The sequence below is a fragment of the Bradyrhizobium sp. USDA 326 genome (assembly GCF_049739485.1).
In the GTDB taxonomy this organism is placed as follows: domain Bacteria; phylum Pseudomonadota; class Alphaproteobacteria; order Rhizobiales; family Xanthobacteraceae; genus Bradyrhizobium.
This window is the reverse complement of the sequence record NZ_JBMGQA010000001.1, coordinates 3314755-3332821: the sequence shown is the minus strand read 5'-3', so window position 1 is coordinate 3332821 and position 18067 is coordinate 3314755. Positions and strand designations below refer to the sequence as shown.

The window sequence follows — 18067 nt, the reverse complement described above, 5'->3', positions numbered from 1 at the left end:
CGGTTCGTTAACGGTCGACCTGTAGCATGTTTGGCAGAATCCCTGCCGCCCGGTTCGCCGCGACCGGCTGATCGTCAAGGTTCGTCCTCGTTCGTGCATCAAGGCTCGTCCATGCATATCGTCTGCCCCCATTGTATGACATCCTACGCCATCAAGCTCGCGAGCCTTGGGGCAAACGGACGGGCGGTGCGCTGCTCCCGCTGCAAGGAGACCTGGATCGCCCATGCGGAGGATGCCATCGAGGAGGCATCCGTCCCGGCCATGGCGGCTGCCAGCCGCGGCGACGACCAGTCCGACCTCGCCGAGCAATGGAACTCCTATGCCAATGACGACGGCGCCGCAGATGCGCCTGTCGTCGACAGCCCCTCAATCGCCAGCGACTGGCCGGATGAGCAGGCCCGCGAAACCGAGGACGAGTGGTCAGCGGCGGCCCGGCAGGCTGAAGAGGAAGTCGCCGGCGCGCAGCACCAGTCCTGGTTCCGCGGCCTGTTCCCCCGCCGCGGCGCGCGGGTGAGCCGCCCGGTCCCCGCCACGGCTCCGCGCAGATCCTATTTTGGCCTGCCGATCGCCTGCGCTGCGATGGGCGCGCTGGTGCTGGCGCTTACGATCTGGCGCAGCGACGTGGTGCGGCTGCTGCCCCAGACGGCGGCGTTCTACAAGATGGTTGGGCTCGAAGTGAATCTGCGGGGCCTCGCCTTCAAGGACGTCAAGCTCTCCAGCGAGACCGTGGATGGTAAGCAGGTGCTGGTAATCGAGGGCGTGATCGTCGGCGAGGGCAAGAAGCCGCTCGACATCCCGCGGCTGCGCTTTGCCGTGCGCGACGCGCAGGGAGCTGAAATCTACGCCTGGAATACGGTTCTGGAACAGGCCGTGCTGCGGCCCGGCGAGCGCGCGTTCTTCCGCTCGCGTCTTGCCTCGCCGCCGCCGGAGGGCCGCAATATCGACGTTCGCTTCTTCAACCGGCGCGACATTGCCGGCGGCAGCGTATGACCGATCCGGCTATGATTGGAGCATGATCTGTTCGGAAAACCGCTTCGCACTTTGCCGGATGATGCTCGAGGTCCCGCAGGGAAGGTTGATCACAAGGTTGGTCTCATGCCGAAAATCCTGATCGCCGATGACGAGGATTCGATGCGCCAGCTGGTGGCGCGCGCCATCGCCATGGACGGCCACGAGACCGTCACCGCCCAGGACGGCGCCGAGGCGCTGGAGATCCTGACCCGCGAGGACGGCGCCTTCGACCTGTTGCTCACCGACATCCAGATGCCGGTCATGGACGGCATCGCGCTGGCGCTCTCCGCCGCGCGCGATTTCCCCGATCTGACAATTTTGCTGATGACCGGCTTTGCCGACCAGCGCGAGCGCGCCTCGAACCTGAATGCGCTGGTGCATGACGTCGTGACCAAGCCTTTCTCGGTCGCGGATATCCGCACGGCGGTCGCCGACGCGCTGGCGGCGAAGAAGGGCTAGCGGCAGCATTCGCCACACATGCCGCTGTCATGCCCCGCGAAGTCGGGGCATCCAGTACGCCGCTGCTTCTCGATTCAATCACTGCGGTCTCGGCGTACTGGATCGCCCGATCAAGCCGGGCGATGACACCGAGTGTGGAGTTAAAACTCCTTCAGCAGCCGCTCGAGATAGTCGAGCTCGATCTGCGGCCGCGAGGGATCGCCGAGACGGCGGCGGAGCTCTTCGAGAATGCGGCGGACACGCTGGGTGTCGATCTCGCCGGGAATCTTGACCGTATAATCGTCGCCATATTCGCGCCCATGCAGCGGACGGCCCAGCGGGTCGGTCTGGTTGCCACCGCTCTGCTGACGGCCGGCGCGCTGGCCGGGGCCGTCGCCCTGGCCGTCACCATCGCCCTGCTGCATCGCCTCGGCCATCTTCTGCGCACCCTTGCGCATCGCGTCGAGCGCCTTGCCCTGCGAGTCCACGGCGCCGTCGGCATTGCCCTCGCCGAGCTTTGATCCCGCATCGCCCATGGCACCGTCGGCAGCATCCAGACTGCCGTCATCGCCCTGATCACCGTCCTGATCGCCGTTCTGGCCGGGCTGGCCCTGGTCCCCTTGCTGGCCCTTCTGCCCCTGTTGGCCTTTCTGGCCCTTTTCTCCCTTCTGCCCGAGGCCGCGCTTGGCAAGCTCGTCCTGCAGCTTCTTGAGACGGTCGCGCAGCCCCTGCTGGTCCTCCTGCAGCTCCGACATGGACTGATCGCCCTGCTGCTTGCCGCGCGAGCGATCGCGCCGGGAATCCTGACCCTGCTTGAAAGTCTTGTCGCGCAATTGCTGCTGCTTGCGGATCATGTCGCCGAGCTCGTTGAGCGCCTGCTCCATGTCGCTCTCGCCGGACTGCCCCGGCTGCGCCATCTGGAGGCCTTCCAGCATCTGCTGGAGCTGATCGAGCAATTGTTTGGCGGCATCCTTGTCGCCGGAGCGCGACAGGCGCTCCATCCGGTCGATCATGTTCTGCAGATCCTGCTGGCGCAGAACTTTGGTGTTCGGGTCGAGCGGCCGCGCCAGCTGCTGCGGGTCATTGTTGTTGCGGAACTGCTCGGCGAGCTGGCGCATGAAATCGTTCAGCGCCTGACGCAGATCCTGCGTGAGCTTCTTGATCTCTTCGTCGCTCGCGCCGCGCTCCAGCGCCTGCTTCAACGCATCCTGAGCCGCACGCAATGCCTTCTCGACATCGGAGATCTTGCCGTCCTCGATCGTCACCGCTAACGCCCATAGGCTTGCCACGACCTCGCGCAGGGCATCATCGGTACGTGCGGCCTCGAGCTGTCGGGCAACGCTGTGGAGGCCGAGATATTGTCCGGGCTCCGGCGTAAACATCTCGGGCGCGATCATCAGCGCGTCGAGCGCGGCATACACGTCGGAATTCTTGTTGGCGTCGAGCGCGAGAATGCGGCGCTGCTCGATCAGTGCACGTGCCAGCGGCTTGGTGAAAAGCCGTTCGGGCAGCCGCATGTTGAACGGTTCGCTTGTGGCCTCATTGCCGGCCTCGTCCTTGGCCGTGAGGGTCAGCGTGACCTCGGCGCCGGCATAGGGATCCTCGCTGAGATCCTTCACCGACTGTCCGACGCCGTTGCGGGTCCGCGCATTCGGCAGCGCAAGCGGGAATTGCGGCGGCTGGAACAGCGGACGCGGCGCCGTCCTGGTGTCGCCATCGCCGGCGGCAGCCTTATCGCCGGGAGCAGCCTTCGCCGCATCCTTGGCGTCGTTGGCGTCGTCCTTGGCGCCATCCCGGGCACCGATCGATCGCGGAGCAAACTTCGCCGTGGCACCGGTGACGCCGTAATCGTCCTCGATCTTGTAGGAGAGCTGCAGCGCGCCGCGCGCCTGGCGTTCCGGGTCCTTGGCAAGTGCGATCGTCGGCGGATGGTCCGGTGTTGCCGCAAAGGCCCATTGTGGCTGGCCGGAAGGCGCGCGGACATGCGCCGTGCCGTCGCCGGAGATGGCAAAATGCCTCTCGTTGGTCCCCTTGGGGCTGGCTTCGGTGGGCGCAACCTCCTTGAGGCCGCCGGAGACGGCGACATCCAGGTTGCCGCCTGAGGAGCGCACGATCAGGGTCGAGCCGGCGGGGACGGCGAGCGGGCCGCTGGCGGGCAACGCCGCAGCTTCCTTGTTGGCAGCCGACAGGATGACCGGAGGCTTGCCGGTATACAGCGGCGGCGTGACCCAGGCATCGACGCGAACATTGCTCGGCGCCAAGACCCCGTTCCAGTCGAAGGCGGCGCCAAGCCGCATCGCACGCTCGTCACCGGCGGCGAAGAAGGTCGCAACCAGCATCACCATGACCAGCGCGCGCAGCGCCCAGGGATCGTGAAGCGCGAGCCGCGGGTGCGGCAGACCGGCGCGGATGCGCTTGATGGACGCCAGCGTCCGCTCGCGCTGCGCCTGCCACAACGCCTGCGCAACCGGGTCTTGCGAGGTCAGTGTGTCCGTGAGCGTGGTGGCCGGGCGGTGACGGATCCCGGAGCCACGGTCGAGCCGCACCAGCGCTTCCGCGCGGGTCGGCCAGCGGAAGCCAATCAACGGGAACAGGGCGGCGACCGCGATCGCGGCGAAAAGGGCGAGACCGATGGCCCGGGCGATGAACGGCAGTGCCAGCCACAGACCGGCCCAGGACACCACCAGGAACAGGCCGACGACGGTCAGAAGGCGCGCCGCATTGGGCCAGGCACGTTCCCACGCGATGGCATAAGTAGCCCGATCGAGGGCCTGCGCCAGCTTCAGCCGCGACAGCGCATCACTGCCGCGGATCGGGTCTGACGGGTCGGGGGTGACGCCGTTCAATCAACTCTCCAGGTTGCCCGGTAGAGAAGAGCCTATCACAACGGCAGCACTGAGGCATCCGTTCCTGTACGGGAGAACCCCCTTTTCCCGCATAACACGAGGACGTGACTGGCCCGGTGCAACCCCGTAATTTCCGCGCGCCATCCCTGAGGGAAACGAAGGAAACGCCATGGACAAGAAGATGCACGACAAGGGCCTGGAAGTCCGCAAAGCGGTGCTGGGCGAAACCTATGTCAACAACGCCCTGAAGAACGTCGATGATTTCAACCGCCCGTTCCAGGAGATGCTCAACGAATATTGCTGGGGCACGGTGTGGGGACGCGAGGAGCTGCCGCGCAAGACCCGCAGCATGCTCAACATCGCCATGATCGCGATCCTCAACCGCCAGCACGAGTTTCGCGCGCATCTCAAGGGCGCGCTGACCAATGGCGTGACGCGCGAGGAGATCCGCGAGATCCTGATGCAGGTCGCGATCTACGGCGGCATGCCGGCCGCGGTCGACAGTTTCCGCATCGCGCGCGAGGTTTTCGCGGAAATCGACGGGAAGGCGTAGCCAATTCCTGCTGTCGTCCCGGACAAGCGGAGCGCCGATCCGGGACGACATCGGGGATGGAACGCGCATTTTCCACAACGACAAAGAAGCAATAAAGGAAACACCATGGACATCGGATTCATCGGGCTCGGAAACATGGGCTTCCCGATGGCGCGGCGGCTGATCGAGGCTGGGCACAAGCTCGTCGTGTTCGATACGCGCAAGGAGGTCACAGGCGAGCTGGTGGCGCGCGGCGCGACTGCGGCGGCGTCGCCGAAGGACGTCGCCGATCAGGTCGAGACCGTGATGGCGAGTCTGCCTTCGCTGCAGGCTTCGCTCGACGTCGCCACGGGAGCGAACGGCGTGATCGAGGGCAGGCGCGCAAGACGCTTCGTCGATCTCTCCACGGTCGGCTCGACGATGGCAACGAAGATTCACGGCCTGCTCGCCGAGCGCAACATCGTGCAGATCGACTGTCCCGTCTCCGGCGGCGTCGGCGGCGCCGAGAAGGGCACGCTGGCGGTGATGGTGTCGGGGCCTAGGGCCGAGTTCGAGCTGCTGAAACCCGCGCTCGACGTCATTGGAAAAGTGTTCTTCATCGGCGAGAAGCCCGGTGCGGCGCAGACCATGAAGCTCGCCAACAATTTCCTGTCGGCTACTGCGATCGTGGCGACCTCGGAAGCGGTGGTGATGGGCGTGAAAGCCGGGCTCGATCCCGCCGTGATGATCGACGTCATCAATGCCGGCTCGGGCATGAACACGGCGAGCCGCGACAAGTTTCCGCGCTCGGTGCTGCCGCGCACGTTCGACTTCGGCTTCGCCACGGGGCTGATGGTGAAGGACGTGCGGCTGGCGCTGGAGGAGATGAAGCAGCTCGGCCTGTCGATGGAGGTTGCCGATGCGGTCGGGCGGCTATGGGAGACCGTGATCAGCGCGGAAGGCGCCGAATCCGACTTCACCGCGGCGATCAAGCCGATCGAGAAGAAGGCCGGAGTCGTCGTCGGCGGACAAAAATAGCGCTCACGGGGGTGGGCACGGTTGCCGCTTGATCTGCCTTCCAAATCAAGCGGTTTTATCCGACAGGCAATCGTTCTGCCGACAACCCCGAGCTACTGTGCATGGGGTTGTTTTGCGGGTTTTGAGTGTGCCCTCACAGCCAGGGTGCAGGCCGATCCATTGCAATGAGCTGTTCCACCTCGATGCGCGGGCGCACCACGGCGTATTGATCGCCCTTCACCAGCACCTCGGGCACCAGCGGGCGCGTGTTGTAGGTGCCGGCCTGGACGGCGCCGTAGGCGCCGGCCGTCATGATGGCGAGCAGGTCGCCGGCCTTCGGCGCCGGCAGCGTGCGGTCGAGCGCGAGATAGTCGCCGGTCTCGCAGACCGGCCCGACGACGTCGGCCATGATCGTGGCGGCGCCCTTGGCCGGCTGCTTCACCGGCAGGAGGTCGTGATAGGCCTCATACAGCGTCGGGCGGATCAGGTCGTTCATGGCGGCGTCAATGATGACGAAGTTCTTGCCGTCGCCATGCTTCACATAGATGACCTTGGCAACCAGGATGCCGGCATTGCCGACGATCATGCGGCCCGGCTCGAACATCAGCGTGCAGCCGAGATTGTGGCTGACGCGCTTGACCATGGCGGCATAGGCGTCGGGCGCCGGCGGCGCCTCGCGGTCCATGTAATAGGGGATGCCGAGGCCGCCGCCGAAATCGACATGCGAGATGTCGTGGCCGTCGGCGCGTAGCGTCTGCACGAATTCGGCGAGGATGCGGAACGCGGTCTCCATGTTGGAGAGGTCGGTGATCTGGCTGCCGATATGCACGTCGGTGCCGGTCACTTCGATGCCGGGGAGCCTGGCGGCGCGCGCATAGACCTCGCGCGCATGCGCGATCGGGATGCCGAACTTGTTCTCGGACTTGCCGGTCGAAATCTTGGCATGCGTGCCGGCATCGACGTCCGGATTGACGCGAAGCGAGATCCGCGCGGTCTTGCCCATCTCGGTCGCAAGGCTCGACAACGATTCGAGCTCGGGCTCGGATTCCACGTTGAGGCAGAGGATGTCGGCGGCAAGCGCGGCGCGCAGCTCCTCTTCCGTCTTGCCGACGCCGGAGAACACGATCTTGCTTGCCGGGAAACCGGCAGCCAGCGCGCGCTTCAATTCACCACCGGAGACGACATCGGCGCCGGCACCGAGCCTGGCCAGCGTGCGCAGCACCGACTGGTTGGAATTCGCCTTCATGGCGTAGCAGACCAGCGCCTTCTCGCCGGCGAAGGCATCGGCGAAGACGCGGTAGTGCCGCTCCAGCGTCGCGGTCGAATAGCAATAGAACGGCGTGCCGACGTTGGCGGCAAGCTCGGACAGGTTCACCGCCTCGGCGTGCAGCACGCCGTTGCGGTAGTCGAAATGGTTCATGGCACAGGCTCGGTTGTCCCGGCTTATTTCTTGCCGGGAGGTTCGTCCAGGAGCGGGTCGAGAATAAACGGCTTCTTCCTGCCCTTGGCCGCTGCGGGCGCGGCATCCGCACCGTAGGTGGGATTGAACACGCTCGGCGTCCTCTGAGCTTCGGTCTCGGTATCAAGAGGGGCGGCACCGCTGGCCGTGGACGCGTTGGAGGCGGTCGGCGGCAAGTCCAGCGGGCCCTTGCGGCCACAGCCGGCAAGCGCAAGCGCCGTCAGGCTCAAGACAATGATGGCCCACCCCGAGCCGGTCGGGCGAAACTTTGACGTCACGACGAAATCCCCACTACGCGGGGCGCACCATACAGAGATTGGCGCGCTCTGGCGAGAGCCGGATGACCATGAAACATAAGCGAATTTTGCCCTCAGCCCGATTTTCGCTCTTTTTCCAGCCGCTTCGCCCAGGCCTTGGCCTGGGACGCGACGTTCTTCGGCGCGGTGCCGCCAAAGCTGGTGCGGCTCTTCACCGACGATTCGACCGAGAGCACGCCGAACACGTCCTTGGTGATTTTGGGCTCGATCGCCTGCATCTCCTTGAGCGGCAGCTCGTGCAGCGCGACGCTCCCCTCGGCGGCCTTGGCGACGATGCGGCCGGTGACGTGATGGGCCTCCCGGAACGGCATCTTCAGCGTCCGCACCAGCCAGTCGGCGAGATCGGTCGCGGTGGCGTAGCCCTCGCCCGCGGCCGCTCTCATCTTGGCTTCATCCGGCACGAGGTCGCGGACCATGCCGGTCATCGCGCGGATCGCCAGCGACAGCGCGGCAAAGCCTTCCATGGCACCCTGCTTGTCCTCCTGCATGTCCTTTTGATAGGCGAGCGGCAGACCCTTCATGACGATCAGCAGGCCGTTGAGCGCGCCGATGACGCGACCCGTCTTGGCGCGCACGAGCTCGGCGGCATCAGGATTGCGCTTCTGCGGCATGATCGAGGAGCCCGTGGTGAACTTGTCGCTGAGCCTGACAAGGCCGACCAGCGGCGAGGTCCAGATCACGATCTCCTCGGCAAAGCGCGACATGTGCACGGCACAGATCGCGGCGGCCGACAGCGTCTCCAGCACGAAGTCGCGGTCGGACACGGCATCCAGCGAGTTCGCCATCGGGCGGTCGAACAGGAGCGCCTTGGCGGTGGCGTGGCGGTCGATCGGGAACGAGGTCCCGGCGAGCGCGGCCGCGCCCAGCGGGGATTCGTTCAGCCGCTTGCGCGCATCCTGGAAACGGCCGCGATCACGCGCGGCCATCTCGACATAAGCGAGCAAATGGTGGCCGAAGGTGACGGGCTGCGCCGTCTGCAGATGCGTGAAGCCGGGCATCACGGTGCCGGCATGCTCCAGGGCACGCTCGACCAGCACCTGCTGGAACGCGGCGAGCGCGGCATCGGTCTCGTCGATGACGTCGCGGACGAACAGGCGGAAATCGGTCGCGACCTGATCGTTGCGCGAGCGCGCCGTATGCAGGCGGCCGGCGGCGGGGCCGATCAGCTCCGACAGGCGGCTCTCGACATTCATATGGATGTCCTCGAGCGCGCGTTTGAATTCGAAGCCACCCTTGCCGATCTCTGACAAAATCGTGTCTAGACCCTTGCCGATATTTTTCGCATCAGAGGCTGTGATGATGCCCTGCGTGGCCAGCATCGCAGCGTGGGCCTTGGACGCGGCAATGTCCTGGGCGAAGAGGTGACGATCGACGTCGATGGAGACGTTGATCTCTTCCATGATCTCATCGGGACGTTCCGAGAACCGGCCGCCCCACATCTTGTTGCTCATGATCCCCTGCTCACGCCTTGCCTGTCGCTAGCCACGTTTGCTGGCCTCGGCCAGCCGTATTAAGAGGCCCCTGATAGCCATATCTGCGACCGGATGACAAACGATATGCTCGACAATAAGCCCGCCGCCACGCGCCGCATCCCCCTCGTCATCGCCACGGTGGCGATCGGAGGACTGGCCGGCTTCGCCGCGCTGTATGGGCTCGGCCTGGGCCGGTCGCCCAGCGGCGATCCCGCCTGCCGGTCGGCGGTCGCGACCGCGCAGAAGATCGCGCCACTCGCCCATGGCGAGGTGGCGGCACTGACCATGGCGCGCGCCCCGTTGAAACTGCCCGACCTCGCCTTCGAGGATTCCGACGGCAAGCCGAAGAAGCTGTCCGATTTCCGCGGCAAGACACTGCTGGTGAACCTCTGGGCGACCTGGTGCGTGCCCTGCCGCAAGGAGATGCCGGCGCTGGACGAGCTCCAGGGCAAGCTGTCAGGCCCGAATTTCGAAGTGGTGGCGATCAATATCGACACCCGCGACCCGGACAAGCCCAAGACCTTCCTGAAAGAGGCCAACCTGACGCGGCTCGGCTATTTCAGCGACCAGAAAGCCAAAGTTTTCCAGGATCTTAAGGCTATAGGCCGGGCGCTCGGCATGCCGACCTCAGTTCTGGTCGACCCGCAGGGCTGCGAGATCGCGACGATTGCGGGGCCGGCGGAATGGGCGAGCGAGGACGCGCTCAAGCTGATCCGGGCCGCGACGGGCAAGGCCGCAGCATCGCTTTAGGAATTCAGGCGGCGACGTTGAGATTGCCGCCGACGCCGGGGCCGACATTGGCCAGCGAGGGCTGGCCTGCGCCCATCAGCGTCAGGACAGTCGACTTTTCCATGTCCATGTTCTGCTTGGTCAGCGTCGCTGCGATATTCGATTGCAGCGCGCCTTGCTGAGCGGCCAGCATGGTGCTGACCATCGCCATCATGTCCATTACGCGAACCCTCTTACCGGCCGTAACCTAGGCGCGAGAGGTTAACGCGACATGAATTGGCACGAAGCGGATCAGCGCGTCGGAACCGGCTTGGCACCACGGTAGTCGTAGAAGCCGCGCTGGGTCTTGCGGCCGAGCCAACCGGCCTCGACATATTTCACCAGCAGCGGGCACGGGCGGTACTTGGAGTCCGCCAGCCCCTCGTGCAGCACCTGCATGATGGAGAGGCAGGTATCGAGGCCGATGAAATCGGCGAGCTCGAGCGGGCCCATGGGATGGTGGGCCCCGAGTTTCATCGCGGCGTCGATCGCCTCGACATTGCCGACGCCTTCATACAGCGTGTAGATCGCCTCGTTGATCATCGGCAGCAGGATGCGGTTGACGATGAAGGCCGGGAAATCCTCGGAGACCGCGACCTGCTTGCCGAGCTTGCCGACGAATTCCTTGGCGGTCTCGAAGGTGGAGTCGTCGGTGGCGATGCCGCGGATCAGCTCGACCAGCTCCATCAGCGGCACCGGGTTCATGAAGTGAATGCCGATGAAGCGCTCCGGGCGATCGGTGGCGGCGGCAAGCCGCGTGATCGAGATCGAGGACGTATCGGAAGCGACGATCGCCTCCGGCTTCAACACCGCACAGAGCTCGTGGAAGATCTTGCGCTTGACCTCTTCCTTCTCGACCGCGGTCTCGATCACGAGGTCGCAATCGGCGAGATCGTCGAGTTTTTCGGCGGGCGTGATGCGCGCCATCGCCTTGACCTTGTCGTCCTCGCTGACGGCCTTCTTCGAGACCTGGCGCGCCAGATTGCCGTTGATGGTGGCCATGCCCGACTTGAGGCGGTCGGGCGAGATGTCGTTGAGCACCACGTCGAAGCCGGCGAGCGCCGCGACATGCGCGATGCCATTGCCCATCTGACCCGCGCCGATCACGCCGACCTTCTTGATCACTGCCGCCATCATGTCATCCACCGGAACGGCGCGCGACGAGCGCACCCTGCCTATCCCCTTGAGCCGGGAGGTCCGATTTAATCAGAACCTTGGCTCGAAACCTAGATTGGATCGCTTCGAAGGCGTGCCCCACGCCAAAGAAAACGCCTCAGAAATGCAACACCGGCCGGAGTGTATACCTCCGGCCGGTGTTTTCGATGCCTTTTACTTGCCGAGCTTGCCAAGTTCGGCCGTCAGCTCCGGAACCGCCTGGTAGAGATCGGCGACCAGGCCGTAATCGGCAACCTGGAAGATCGGTGCATCCTCGTCCTTGTTGATCGCAACGATCACCTTGGAGTCTTTCATGCCGGCCAGATGCTGGATGGCGCCGGAAATGCCGACCGCGACATAGAGCTCGGGCGCCACGACCTTGCCGGTCTGCCCGACCTGCCAATCGTTCGGCGCATAGCCCGCATCGACCGCCGCGCGCGAGGCGCCGACGCCGGCGCCGAGCTTGTCGGCAAGCGGCTCGATGTACTTGGCGAAATTCTCGCGGCTCTGCATGGCACGGCCACCGGAGACGATGATCTTGGCCGAGGTCAGCTCGGGACGGTCGCTCTTGGCAACCTCCTCGCCGACGAACGACGACAAGCCTGGATCGGCAGCCGCCGCCACGTTCTCGACCGCGGCGCTGCCACCCTCGCCCGCTGCGGCGAAGGTCGAGGTCCGCACCGTGATGACCTTCTTGGCGTCCTTCGACTTCACCGTCTGGATGGCGTTGCCGGCATAGATCGGGCGCTCGAAGGTATCGGGCGCGACCACCTTGATGATCTCCGAGACCTGCATGACGTCGAGCAGAGCGGCGACGCGGGGCATCACGTTCTTGAAGCGCGAGGTCGCCGGCGCGACGATCGCGTCATAGCCGGAAGCCAGCGAGACGACCAGCGCAGCAAGCGGCTCGGCGAGATCGTGCGCGTAGAGGTCGCCATCGGCGAGCAGCACCTTCTTGACGCCGGCGAGCTTGGCAGCGGCATCCGCCGCGGCCTTGGCATTCTTTCCGGCGACCAGCACCTCGACGTCCGCGCCGAGCGCGGCAGCCGCGGTCAGGGCCTTGTTGGTCGCATCCTTGAGCGACGCATTGTCGTGTTCGGCAATCAGAAGCGTCGTCATCAGAGCACCCCGGCTTCGTTCTTGAGTTTCGACACCAGCTCGGCGACGTCCTTGACCTTGACGCCCGCCTTGCGGCCCGCCGGTTCGGTCGTCTTGAGAACCTCAAGACGCGCGGTAACGTCGACCCGGTAATCGGCGACGGTCTTCTCCGCGATCGGCTTCTTCTTCGCCTTCATGATGTTGGGCAGCGAGGCGTAGCGCGGCTCGTTGAGACGGAGATCGGTGGTGACGATCGCCGGTCCCTTCAGCTTGACGGTCTGGAGGCCGCCATCGACTTCGCGCGTGACCTTGAAGTCGGACCCTTCGACCTCGAGCTTCGAAGCGAAGGTCGCCTGCGACCAGCCGAGCAGCGCGGCCAGCATCTGGCCGGTCTGGTTCGAGTCGTCGTCGATCGCCTGCTTGCCGAGAATGATAAGGCCCGGCTGCTCGTCTTCCGCAACCTTCTTCAGGATCTTGGCGACGGCGAGCGGCTCGACGGCGCCTTCGGCCTTCACCAGGATGCCGCGGTCGGCGCCCATGGCGAGGCCAGTGCGGATCGTCTCCGATGCCTGCGCAGGTCCGATGGAGACCACCACGACCTCGGTGGCCTTGCCGCCTTCCTTCAGGCGCAGCGCTTCCTCGACTGCGATTTCGTCGAACGGGTTCATGGACATCTTGACGTTGGCGAGTTCAACGCCCGATCCATCGCCCTTGACGCGGACCTTGACGTTGTAATCGACCACCCGCTTTACCGGCACTAAGACCTTCATCGATCCTCTTTCACTCAATTTGGAAGGGGGGTTATCAACTGGCGCGGAACCTAAAGGCCTGATCTGCCCCGGTCAACGCGCGAACGGGTCTAATTTTGGCCTTCTGTAATGCAGGCGCTCGATGGGTCAGCGGTTCTGGCCGGGAACCCAGAGCACGTCGCCAGCGCCATTGCCGTTAGCGGCCCTGCTGGCCACGAACAGGAAATCGGACAGGCGATTCATATATTGGATGCCAGCCGCACTGACCGGCTCGCCGGGCCGGGCCGCCAGTTTCACGATGACGCGTTCCGCCCTGCGGCATATGGTGCGTGCCACATGCAAATGGGCGGCGGCCGGCGTGCCGCCGGGAAGCACGAAGGAGGTCAGCGGCGCGAGCTTCTCGTTGAGAGTGTCGATGTCGCGCTCGAGCCGCTCGACCTGGCTCGTCACCACCCGCAGCCGCTCGGCTTTCCCCTCCCGTTCGGGCACGGCGAGATCGGCGCCGAGATCGAACAGATCATTCTGGATGCGGCCGAGCATCGCATCGAGTTCGGGCATGCCGGAGGTGTGGAGCCTGACCATGCCGATCGCGGCATTGGTCTCGTCGACGGTGCCATAGGCCTCGATGCGCAGATCGTGTTTCGGACGCCGCTCGCCGGTTCCGAGCGCCGTCGTGCCGTCGTCACCGGTCTTCGTGTAGATGCGGTTCAGCACCACCATGCTGGTTTCCTTGATTTTTGGGCATGACCTTGTCGGAAAACCACGGCGCACTTTTCGCTAAAGGCGGCCCTTCGGGTCCGGATCATGACCTACCTCCCCATCGCCCACACCGCGAGCATCGCGATGATGATCGCCACGAACTGAAGCAGCACGCGCCAGCGCATCAGCTTCTGCGAGGTATTGGGCGAGCCGCCGCGCATCATGTTGATGAGCCCGAGCAGCAGCACCAACGCCACGGCGCCGGCTGCCGCCGGCAAAATGAAAGTACTTAGGAGAGATGCCATTGGCCGTAGATAACACCGTGTGCGGCGGTCCGCCATGGTGCCGCGACAGGCTCCGGCGTCATTCCGGGGCGATGGCAGCATCGAACCCGGAATCCATCGGGCCACATAGGCTGCGGCGGAATGGATTTCGGGCCCGCGCTGCGCGCGCCCCGGAATGACAGCGCGGCGCTTCGCGAACTGGCTTTTGGGGCAATAATATCAGATGGTAGCGCGATGATTTCCGATTTGCGCCAATTGCCTGTTCTCTCGATCTCTCTGCGCGCAGGGGGAGAGAGCAGCGGTGTAGGTGCCCAGTGAAAGCGATCCGCTACATCTACGTCGTCGCGGTGGATGCGTTCTACACCTTCCTCGCCGATGACGGCTGGGCGATCGCGAGCCACATCGCGCTATCGACGCTGATGGCGTTGTTCCCGTTCCTGATCGTGCTGACCGCGCTCGCCGGCTTCTTCGGCTCCAAGGAACTCGCCGACCAGGCCGCCAGCCTGATGCTCCAGGTCTGGCCCAAGCAAGTCGCCGATTCGATCTCGGGCGAGGTGCATGACGTGCTGACCACCACCCGGACCGGCCTTTTGACCATCGGCGCGGCGCTGTCGGTCTATTTCGCCTCGAACGGCGTCGAGGCGCTGCGGGTCGCGCTCAACCGCGCCTATGCGGTGGTGGAGATGCGAAGCTGGTACTGGCTCCGGCTGGAATCGATTGCCTATACGATCATAGCGGCGTTCACGGCGCTCGCCATGGCGTTCCTGATCGTGCTCGGTCCGCTCATTATCGAGGCGGCGCGGCGCCACATTCCGCTGTTCGTCGAATCCAACGAGAGCATCCTCACCTGGGTGCGCTACGGCATCTCCATCGGCGCGCTGGTGATCGCACTGCTCATCCTGCACGCCTGGCTGCCGGCGGGACGGCGCAGCTTCCTGCAGATATTGCCCGGCATCGTCTTCACCATCGTGGCGTCATTGATCTCGAGCATCGTGTTCGGCCAATACCTGGCGCGCTTCGCCAACAACTACGTGACCATGTATGCGGGCCTCGCCTCGGTGATCATCGCGCTGGTGTTCCTGTATTTCATCGCCGCGATCTTCGTTTACGGCGGTGAGCTCAACGCCGCGATCATCAAATCGCGGCTACCTCACGGCGTGTCGCTTCAAGCAGCGCAGTCGCTAAGGCCCGCGGAGACACAGGCTTGACCAGGAAGGCGTCGGCGCCGGCCGCACGCGAAGCTGCCTCGTCCTCGCCGCGGCCGGACACGCCGATGATCGGGATCCGAGCCAGCGGCGTCGGCAGCGCGCGGATCCGCCTGATGGCCTCGATACCGTCGATACCCGGCAGTACCATGTCCATCAGCACCGCGTCGAACGCGCTCTGCTCCAGCCGGCCGACCGCGTCCTCGCCGCGTCCGATGAACTCGGCATGATGGCCGAGCTCGGTCAGGATCGTGTTGAGCACGACGCGGCCGAACGGATTGTCCTCGACGCTGAGCACGCGAAGGCCCGCGATCGCCGCGGGCTCGCTGCCGCCCTTCGCCTTGCGGCTTTTGCCCGATCCCGTGGCATCCAGCGCCACCGTCAGCGTGAAGGTGGCGCCGCCGCCTCGGCGCGGGGCGACGGCGATATCGCCGCCCATCGCACGCGCCAATTGCTTGACCGAGGAGAGCCCCAAGCCGGCGCCGCCGAAGCGTGAGGCGATGGTGACATTGGCCTGGGTGAACGGGCGGAACAGCCGCTTGATCTCGGCCATGGTGAGGCCGATGCCGCTATCGGACACCGCAAAGGAGACGCCGACCCTGCCCTTGCCTGTTGCTTTGGCCTTGGCGGGACGCCACGGCTCGACTGCGAGCGCCACGCCGCCCTGATCGGTGAATTTCACGGCATTGTCGATCAGGTTCTCGAGCGCGGCGCGCAAGCGGACGGGATCACCGACCACGAGTCCAGGGAGCTTTTCGGAGATCCCGACCTCGGCCTGGAGACCTTTGGCCGCGGCGCGGCCGGCCAGCGAATCGCCGGCGTTGCGGGCGAGCGTCCGCAGGTCGAACAGGTCCTGCCGCAGCGTGCTGCCGCCCTTCGCCGTTCCCTTGCCGGTTCTGGCGGCATCCACGAACAGCGTGGCGAGACTCGCAAGATGCTCGGCGCCGGCCTTGATGGTATCGGCCCACCGGCGCTCCCGTTCGCCGAGATCGGAAGTCGCGAGCAGATCGCTGATCGCAAGAATGCCGGTCAGGGGGGTGCGGACCTCATGGGCAAAGGCGGCCAGCGCCGCCTGGACCACGTCCGGCGCGACCGCCTTGGTGCTGCGCTTGCGCACCTTTCCGGCCGCCTTGGAGCGCTTCCGAGGCAGCTGCCTGGACGTCCGTGTGGTGCGCACTGGACGCGTTTTCGCCGCCATGAATCCCCTTCGAAGTACTCTCTTCGAACCCCGCGCGGGCCGAGCATGGCACGGAGGAACCCCCGGAGTCACGGCGACGTTTTGCTAACCCCCAGAGAAACTTAACCTAATCCCAACAGCTGGCGGATGCGGGCGGGCATGATGCCGGCCGCGCGCAATTCGCGCAAACCGGTCGACCGGCTCGATTTCGACAGCTTCCGGCCTGCCTCATCGCGAATCAGCCGGTGATGGCGGTAGGCGGGCTCGGGCAGGCCGAGCAGGACCTGGAGCAAGCGGTGCACCGAGGTAGCGTAAAACAGGTCCTGGCCCCGCACGATCTCGCTGACGCCCTGGAGCGCGTCGTCGACCACAACCGACAGATGGTAGCTGGTCGGCGTCTCCTTGCGGGCCAGGATCACGTCGCCCCACGCCTCCGGCCGCGCCGGGACGATGCCGCGCTCGCCGTCCGGCCCCTCGCCGAGTTCATTCCAGCTCAGACGGGCGGCACGGCGGCAGGCGGCCTGCATGTCGAGCCGCAGCGCATAGGGCGCGCCCGAGGCGACCAACCGCGCGCGCTCGTCAGCCGAGAGTGATTTGGCGTCGCCGGGATAAAGCGGCGCACCGTCGGGATCGCGCGGCCACGGCCCATGCACCTCGCGCGCGGCGATGAGCCTTGCGATCTCGGCGCGGCTTTCGAAGGCGGGATAGACGAGACCGAGGGCGGAGAGCTTTTCCAGCGCGGCGCGATAATCGGCGAGATGTTCGGACTGCCGCCGCACCGGTGCCTCCCAGATAATGCCGAGCCAGGCGAGGTCCTCGTAGATCGCCGTCTCATAGTCCGGCCGGCAGCGCGCCCCGTCGATGTCCTCGATCCGTAACAGCAACCGGCCGCCGGTCTCTCGCGCGCGCTTGAGGTTGAGCAGCGCGGAATAGGCGTGGCCGAGATGCAGGAAGCCGTTGGGGCTGGGGGCAAATCGGAAAACGGGTGGTGCCATCACATGAATCTCGTCATGGCCGGGCTTGACCCGGCCATCGATCCTCCAAGACTCTGTTACGATAGGAGATGGATGCGCGGGTCAAGCCCGCGCATGACGAGCAGGGCCGCAATGACCATCCACCTCGAAACCCAGTCCGATCTCGAAGAGGCCGTCCACGCGCTGATCAAGCGCGATCCGCGCCTCAAGCCGGTGCTCGAGATCGCGGGCATGCCGGCGCTGCGGCGGCGCGAGCCGGGCTTTACGGGCCTTGCGCACATCGTCTGCGGGCAGCAGCTCTCGACCGCGAGTGCCGCCGCGATCTGGGGTCGGCTGTCGGCCGCGTTCGATCCGTTCGACCATGACACTGTGCGCCGCGCCCGCACCGACCGGCTGGGGCGGCTCGGCCTCTCCGCCGCGAAGATCAAGACGCTGAAGCATCTGGCACGCGAAATCGCCGCCGAGCGGCTGAACCTCGACGTGCTCGCGGAGGAAGATGCCGATGCCGCCCATCACACGCTGATCGCGCTGCCCGGCATCGGCCCCTGGACCGCCGACGTCTACCTGCTGTTCTGCCTCGGCCACGGCGACGCTTGGCCGGCCGGCGACCTCGCCGTGCAGGAGGGCATCCGCATCGGACTCGGTCTGAAGGCGCGGCCGACGGAGAAGCAGATGGCGCCGCTCGCCGAACCCTGGCGTCCGCTGCGCGGCGCGGCCGCGCATCTATGGTGGAGCTATTATCGCGCGGTGAAGAAGCGCGAGGGCGTGCTCGCGGGCCAAGCCTGATCATGACAGATGCGGTGTCCCGGACGCGGTGCGGCACGAAGTGACGCGCCGCAGAGCCGGGACCCATGAGCGTCGCGAGATGGATGCACGGGCCCCGGATC

19 protein-coding genes are annotated in these 18067 nt (G+C 65.5%); 7 read left to right on the top strand and 12 right to left on the bottom strand.

Annotation, left to right across the window (positions count from 1 at the left end; all coding sequences use genetic code 11):
- Window positions 1-111: 111 nt before the first annotated feature.
- Entirely contained in the window at window positions 112-990 is an 879-nt protein-coding gene (locus ABIG06_RS15860; RefSeq protein WP_370137728.1) for an MJ0042-type zinc finger domain-containing protein, read from the top strand.
- A gap of 105 nt (window positions 991-1095) precedes the next feature.
- A complete protein-coding gene (locus tag ABIG06_RS15855) occupies window positions 1096-1470 on the top strand; it encodes a response regulator (protein WP_074124247.1) in 375 nt (124 codons plus the stop codon).
- A 140-nt stretch (window positions 1471-1610) separates the two neighbouring features.
- Here ABIG06_RS15855 and ABIG06_RS15850 read toward each other — a convergent pair whose 3' ends face one another.
- Window positions 1611-4295 carry a TIGR02302 family protein gene (locus ABIG06_RS15850; RefSeq protein WP_370137726.1) on the bottom strand — a complete coding sequence of 895 codons (2685 nt, stop codon included), beginning with the start codon at window positions 4293-4295 and terminating at the stop codon, window positions 1611-1613.
- 169 nt (window positions 4296-4464) lie between these two features.
- On the opposite strand from ABIG06_RS15850, the gene ABIG06_RS15845 reads away from it, so the two are divergent.
- Together ABIG06_RS15845 and ABIG06_RS15840 are read left to right on the top strand one after the other, a co-directional pair.
- On the top strand, window positions 4465-4848 hold the full coding sequence (locus tag ABIG06_RS15845) for a carboxymuconolactone decarboxylase family protein (RefSeq protein ID WP_370137725.1): 384 nt from the start codon (window positions 4465-4467) through the stop codon (window positions 4846-4848).
- A gap of 105 nt (window positions 4849-4953) precedes the next feature.
- The gene (locus ABIG06_RS15840) at window positions 4954-5844 is read left to right on the top strand and encodes an NAD(P)-dependent oxidoreductase (protein ID WP_370137723.1); all 891 of its coding nucleotides are present in this window, start codon (window positions 4954-4956) and stop codon (window positions 5842-5844) included.
- Between the two features lie 133 nt (window positions 5845-5977).
- Here ABIG06_RS15840 and lysA read toward each other — a convergent pair whose 3' ends face one another.
- The 3 genes from lysA to argH form a co-directional block, all read right to left on the bottom strand.
- Window positions 5978-7243: a diaminopimelate decarboxylase gene (gene lysA, locus ABIG06_RS15835; RefSeq protein ID WP_370137721.1), complete on the bottom strand. Its 1266-nt coding sequence runs from the start codon at window positions 7241-7243 to the stop codon at window positions 5978-5980.
- A gap of 23 nt (window positions 7244-7266) precedes the next feature.
- Complete coding sequence (lptM, locus tag ABIG06_RS15830) at window positions 7267-7560, bottom strand: LPS translocon maturation chaperone LptM (RefSeq protein WP_124161364.1); 294 nt, start codon at window positions 7558-7560, stop codon at window positions 7267-7269.
- A 92-nt stretch (window positions 7561-7652) separates the two neighbouring features.
- Window positions 7653-9050, bottom strand: coding sequence for an argininosuccinate lyase (gene argH / locus ABIG06_RS15825; RefSeq protein ID WP_370137719.1), 1398 nt, complete (start codon window positions 9048-9050; stop codon window positions 7653-7655).
- A gap of 105 nt (window positions 9051-9155) precedes the next feature.
- Between argH and tlpA the strand changes: the two genes are divergently transcribed.
- A complete protein-coding gene (gene tlpA / locus ABIG06_RS15820; protein WP_370137717.1) occupies window positions 9156-9821 on the top strand; it encodes a thiol:disulfide interchange protein TlpA in 666 nt (221 codons plus the stop codon).
- A gap of 4 nt (window positions 9822-9825) precedes the next feature.
- On the opposite strand, the gene ABIG06_RS15815 is transcribed toward tlpA, so the two are convergent.
- The 6 genes from ABIG06_RS15815 to ABIG06_RS15790 all read right to left on the bottom strand — a co-directional run bounded on the left by ABIG06_RS15815 (window position 9826) and on the right by ABIG06_RS15790 (window position 13845).
- A complete protein-coding gene (locus ABIG06_RS15815) occupies window positions 9826-10020 on the bottom strand; it encodes a hypothetical protein (RefSeq protein ID WP_124161361.1) in 195 nt (64 codons plus the stop codon).
- 71 nt (window positions 10021-10091) lie between these two features.
- The gene (locus ABIG06_RS15810; RefSeq protein ID WP_124161395.1) at window positions 10092-10973 is read right to left on the bottom strand and encodes a 3-hydroxybutyryl-CoA dehydrogenase; all 882 of its coding nucleotides are present in this window, start codon (window positions 10971-10973) and stop codon (window positions 10092-10094) included.
- A gap of 195 nt (window positions 10974-11168) precedes the next feature.
- Window positions 11169-12113, bottom strand: coding sequence for an electron transfer flavoprotein subunit alpha/FixB family protein (locus ABIG06_RS15805; protein ID WP_370137715.1), 945 nt, complete (start codon window positions 12111-12113; stop codon window positions 11169-11171).
- A complete protein-coding gene (locus tag ABIG06_RS15800; RefSeq protein ID WP_370137714.1) occupies window positions 12113-12862 on the bottom strand; it encodes an electron transfer flavoprotein subunit beta/FixA family protein in 750 nt (249 codons plus the stop codon). The genes ABIG06_RS15805 and ABIG06_RS15800 overlap by 1 nt, the downstream gene beginning before the upstream one ends.
- 126 nt (window positions 12863-12988) lie before the next feature.
- Window positions 12989-13561 (bottom strand): cob(I)yrinic acid a,c-diamide adenosyltransferase, encoded by a 573-nt coding sequence (locus tag ABIG06_RS15795; protein WP_370137712.1) that lies wholly within the window; start codon window positions 13559-13561, stop codon window positions 12989-12991.
- 89 nt (window positions 13562-13650) lie between these two features.
- Complete coding sequence (locus ABIG06_RS15790; RefSeq protein WP_028178512.1) at window positions 13651-13845, bottom strand: twin transmembrane helix small protein; 195 nt, start codon at window positions 13843-13845, stop codon at window positions 13651-13653.
- A 293-nt stretch (window positions 13846-14138) separates the two neighbouring features.
- On the opposite strand from ABIG06_RS15790, the gene ABIG06_RS15785 reads away from it, so the two are divergent.
- Window positions 14139-15032: a YihY/virulence factor BrkB family protein gene (locus ABIG06_RS15785; protein ID WP_124161357.1), complete on the top strand. Its 894-nt coding sequence runs from the start codon at window positions 14139-14141 to the stop codon at window positions 15030-15032.
- On the opposite strand, the gene ABIG06_RS15780 is transcribed toward ABIG06_RS15785, so the two are convergent.
- Both ABIG06_RS15780 and gluQRS read right to left on the bottom strand, forming a co-directional pair.
- Complete coding sequence (locus ABIG06_RS15780; protein WP_370137710.1) at window positions 14959-16227, bottom strand: ATP-binding protein; 1269 nt, start codon at window positions 16225-16227, stop codon at window positions 14959-14961. The genes ABIG06_RS15785 and ABIG06_RS15780 overlap by 74 nt on opposite strands.
- 101 nt (window positions 16228-16328) lie before the next feature.
- The gene (gene gluQRS, locus ABIG06_RS15775; RefSeq protein ID WP_124161355.1) at window positions 16329-17201 is read right to left on the bottom strand and encodes a tRNA glutamyl-Q(34) synthetase GluQRS; all 873 of its coding nucleotides are present in this window, start codon (window positions 17199-17201) and stop codon (window positions 16329-16331) included.
- Between the two features lie 111 nt (window positions 17202-17312).
- Between gluQRS and ABIG06_RS15770 the strand changes: the two genes are divergently transcribed.
- Entirely contained in the window at window positions 17313-17966 is a 654-nt protein-coding gene (locus ABIG06_RS15770) for a DNA-3-methyladenine glycosylase family protein (protein WP_370137708.1), read from the top strand.
- Window positions 17967-18067: the final 101 nt, after the last annotated feature.

Coding starts and splice junctions, on each gene's coding strand:
- ABIG06_RS15815 (WP_124161361.1), bottom strand. CDS start 10,020: ATGGACATGATGGCGATGGTCAGCACCATGCTGGCCGCTCAGCAAGGC.
- ABIG06_RS15855 (WP_074124247.1), top strand. CDS start 1,096: ATGCCGAAAATCCTGATCGCCGATGACGAGGATTCGATGCGCCAGCTG.
- ABIG06_RS15805 (WP_370137715.1), bottom strand. CDS start 12,113: ATGACGACGCTTCTGATTGCCGAACACGACAATGCGTCGCTCAAGGAT.
- tlpA (WP_370137717.1), top strand. CDS start 9,156: ATGCTCGACAATAAGCCCGCCGCCACGCGCCGCATCCCCCTCGTCATC.
- ABIG06_RS15860 (WP_370137728.1), top strand. CDS start 112: ATGCATATCGTCTGCCCCCATTGTATGACATCCTACGCCATCAAGCTC.
- ABIG06_RS15800 (WP_370137714.1), bottom strand. CDS start 12,862: ATGAAGGTCTTAGTGCCGGTAAAGCGGGTGGTCGATTACAACGTCAAG.
- argH (WP_370137719.1), bottom strand. CDS start 9,050: ATGAGCAACAAGATGTGGGGCGGCCGGTTCTCGGAACGTCCCGATGAG.
- ABIG06_RS15840 (WP_370137723.1), top strand. CDS start 4,954: ATGGACATCGGATTCATCGGGCTCGGAAACATGGGCTTCCCGATGGCG.
- ABIG06_RS15780 (WP_370137710.1), bottom strand. CDS start 16,227: ATGGCGGCGAAAACGCGTCCAGTGCGCACCACACGGACGTCCAGGCAG.
- ABIG06_RS15845 (WP_370137725.1), top strand. CDS start 4,465: ATGGACAAGAAGATGCACGACAAGGGCCTGGAAGTCCGCAAAGCGGTG.
- gluQRS (WP_124161355.1), bottom strand. CDS start 17,201: ATGGCACCACCCGTTTTCCGATTTGCCCCCAGCCCCAACGGCTTCCTG.
- ABIG06_RS15770 (WP_370137708.1), top strand. CDS start 17,313: ATGACCATCCACCTCGAAACCCAGTCCGATCTCGAAGAGGCCGTCCAC.
- lysA (WP_370137721.1), bottom strand. CDS start 7,243: ATGAACCATTTCGACTACCGCAACGGCGTGCTGCACGCCGAGGCGGTG.
- ABIG06_RS15795 (WP_370137712.1), bottom strand. CDS start 13,561: ATGGTGGTGCTGAACCGCATCTACACGAAGACCGGTGACGACGGCACG.
- ABIG06_RS15810 (WP_124161395.1), bottom strand. CDS start 10,973: ATGGCGGCAGTGATCAAGAAGGTCGGCGTGATCGGCGCGGGTCAGATG.
- ABIG06_RS15790 (WP_028178512.1), bottom strand. CDS start 13,845: ATGGCATCTCTCCTAAGTACTTTCATTTTGCCGGCGGCAGCCGGCGCC.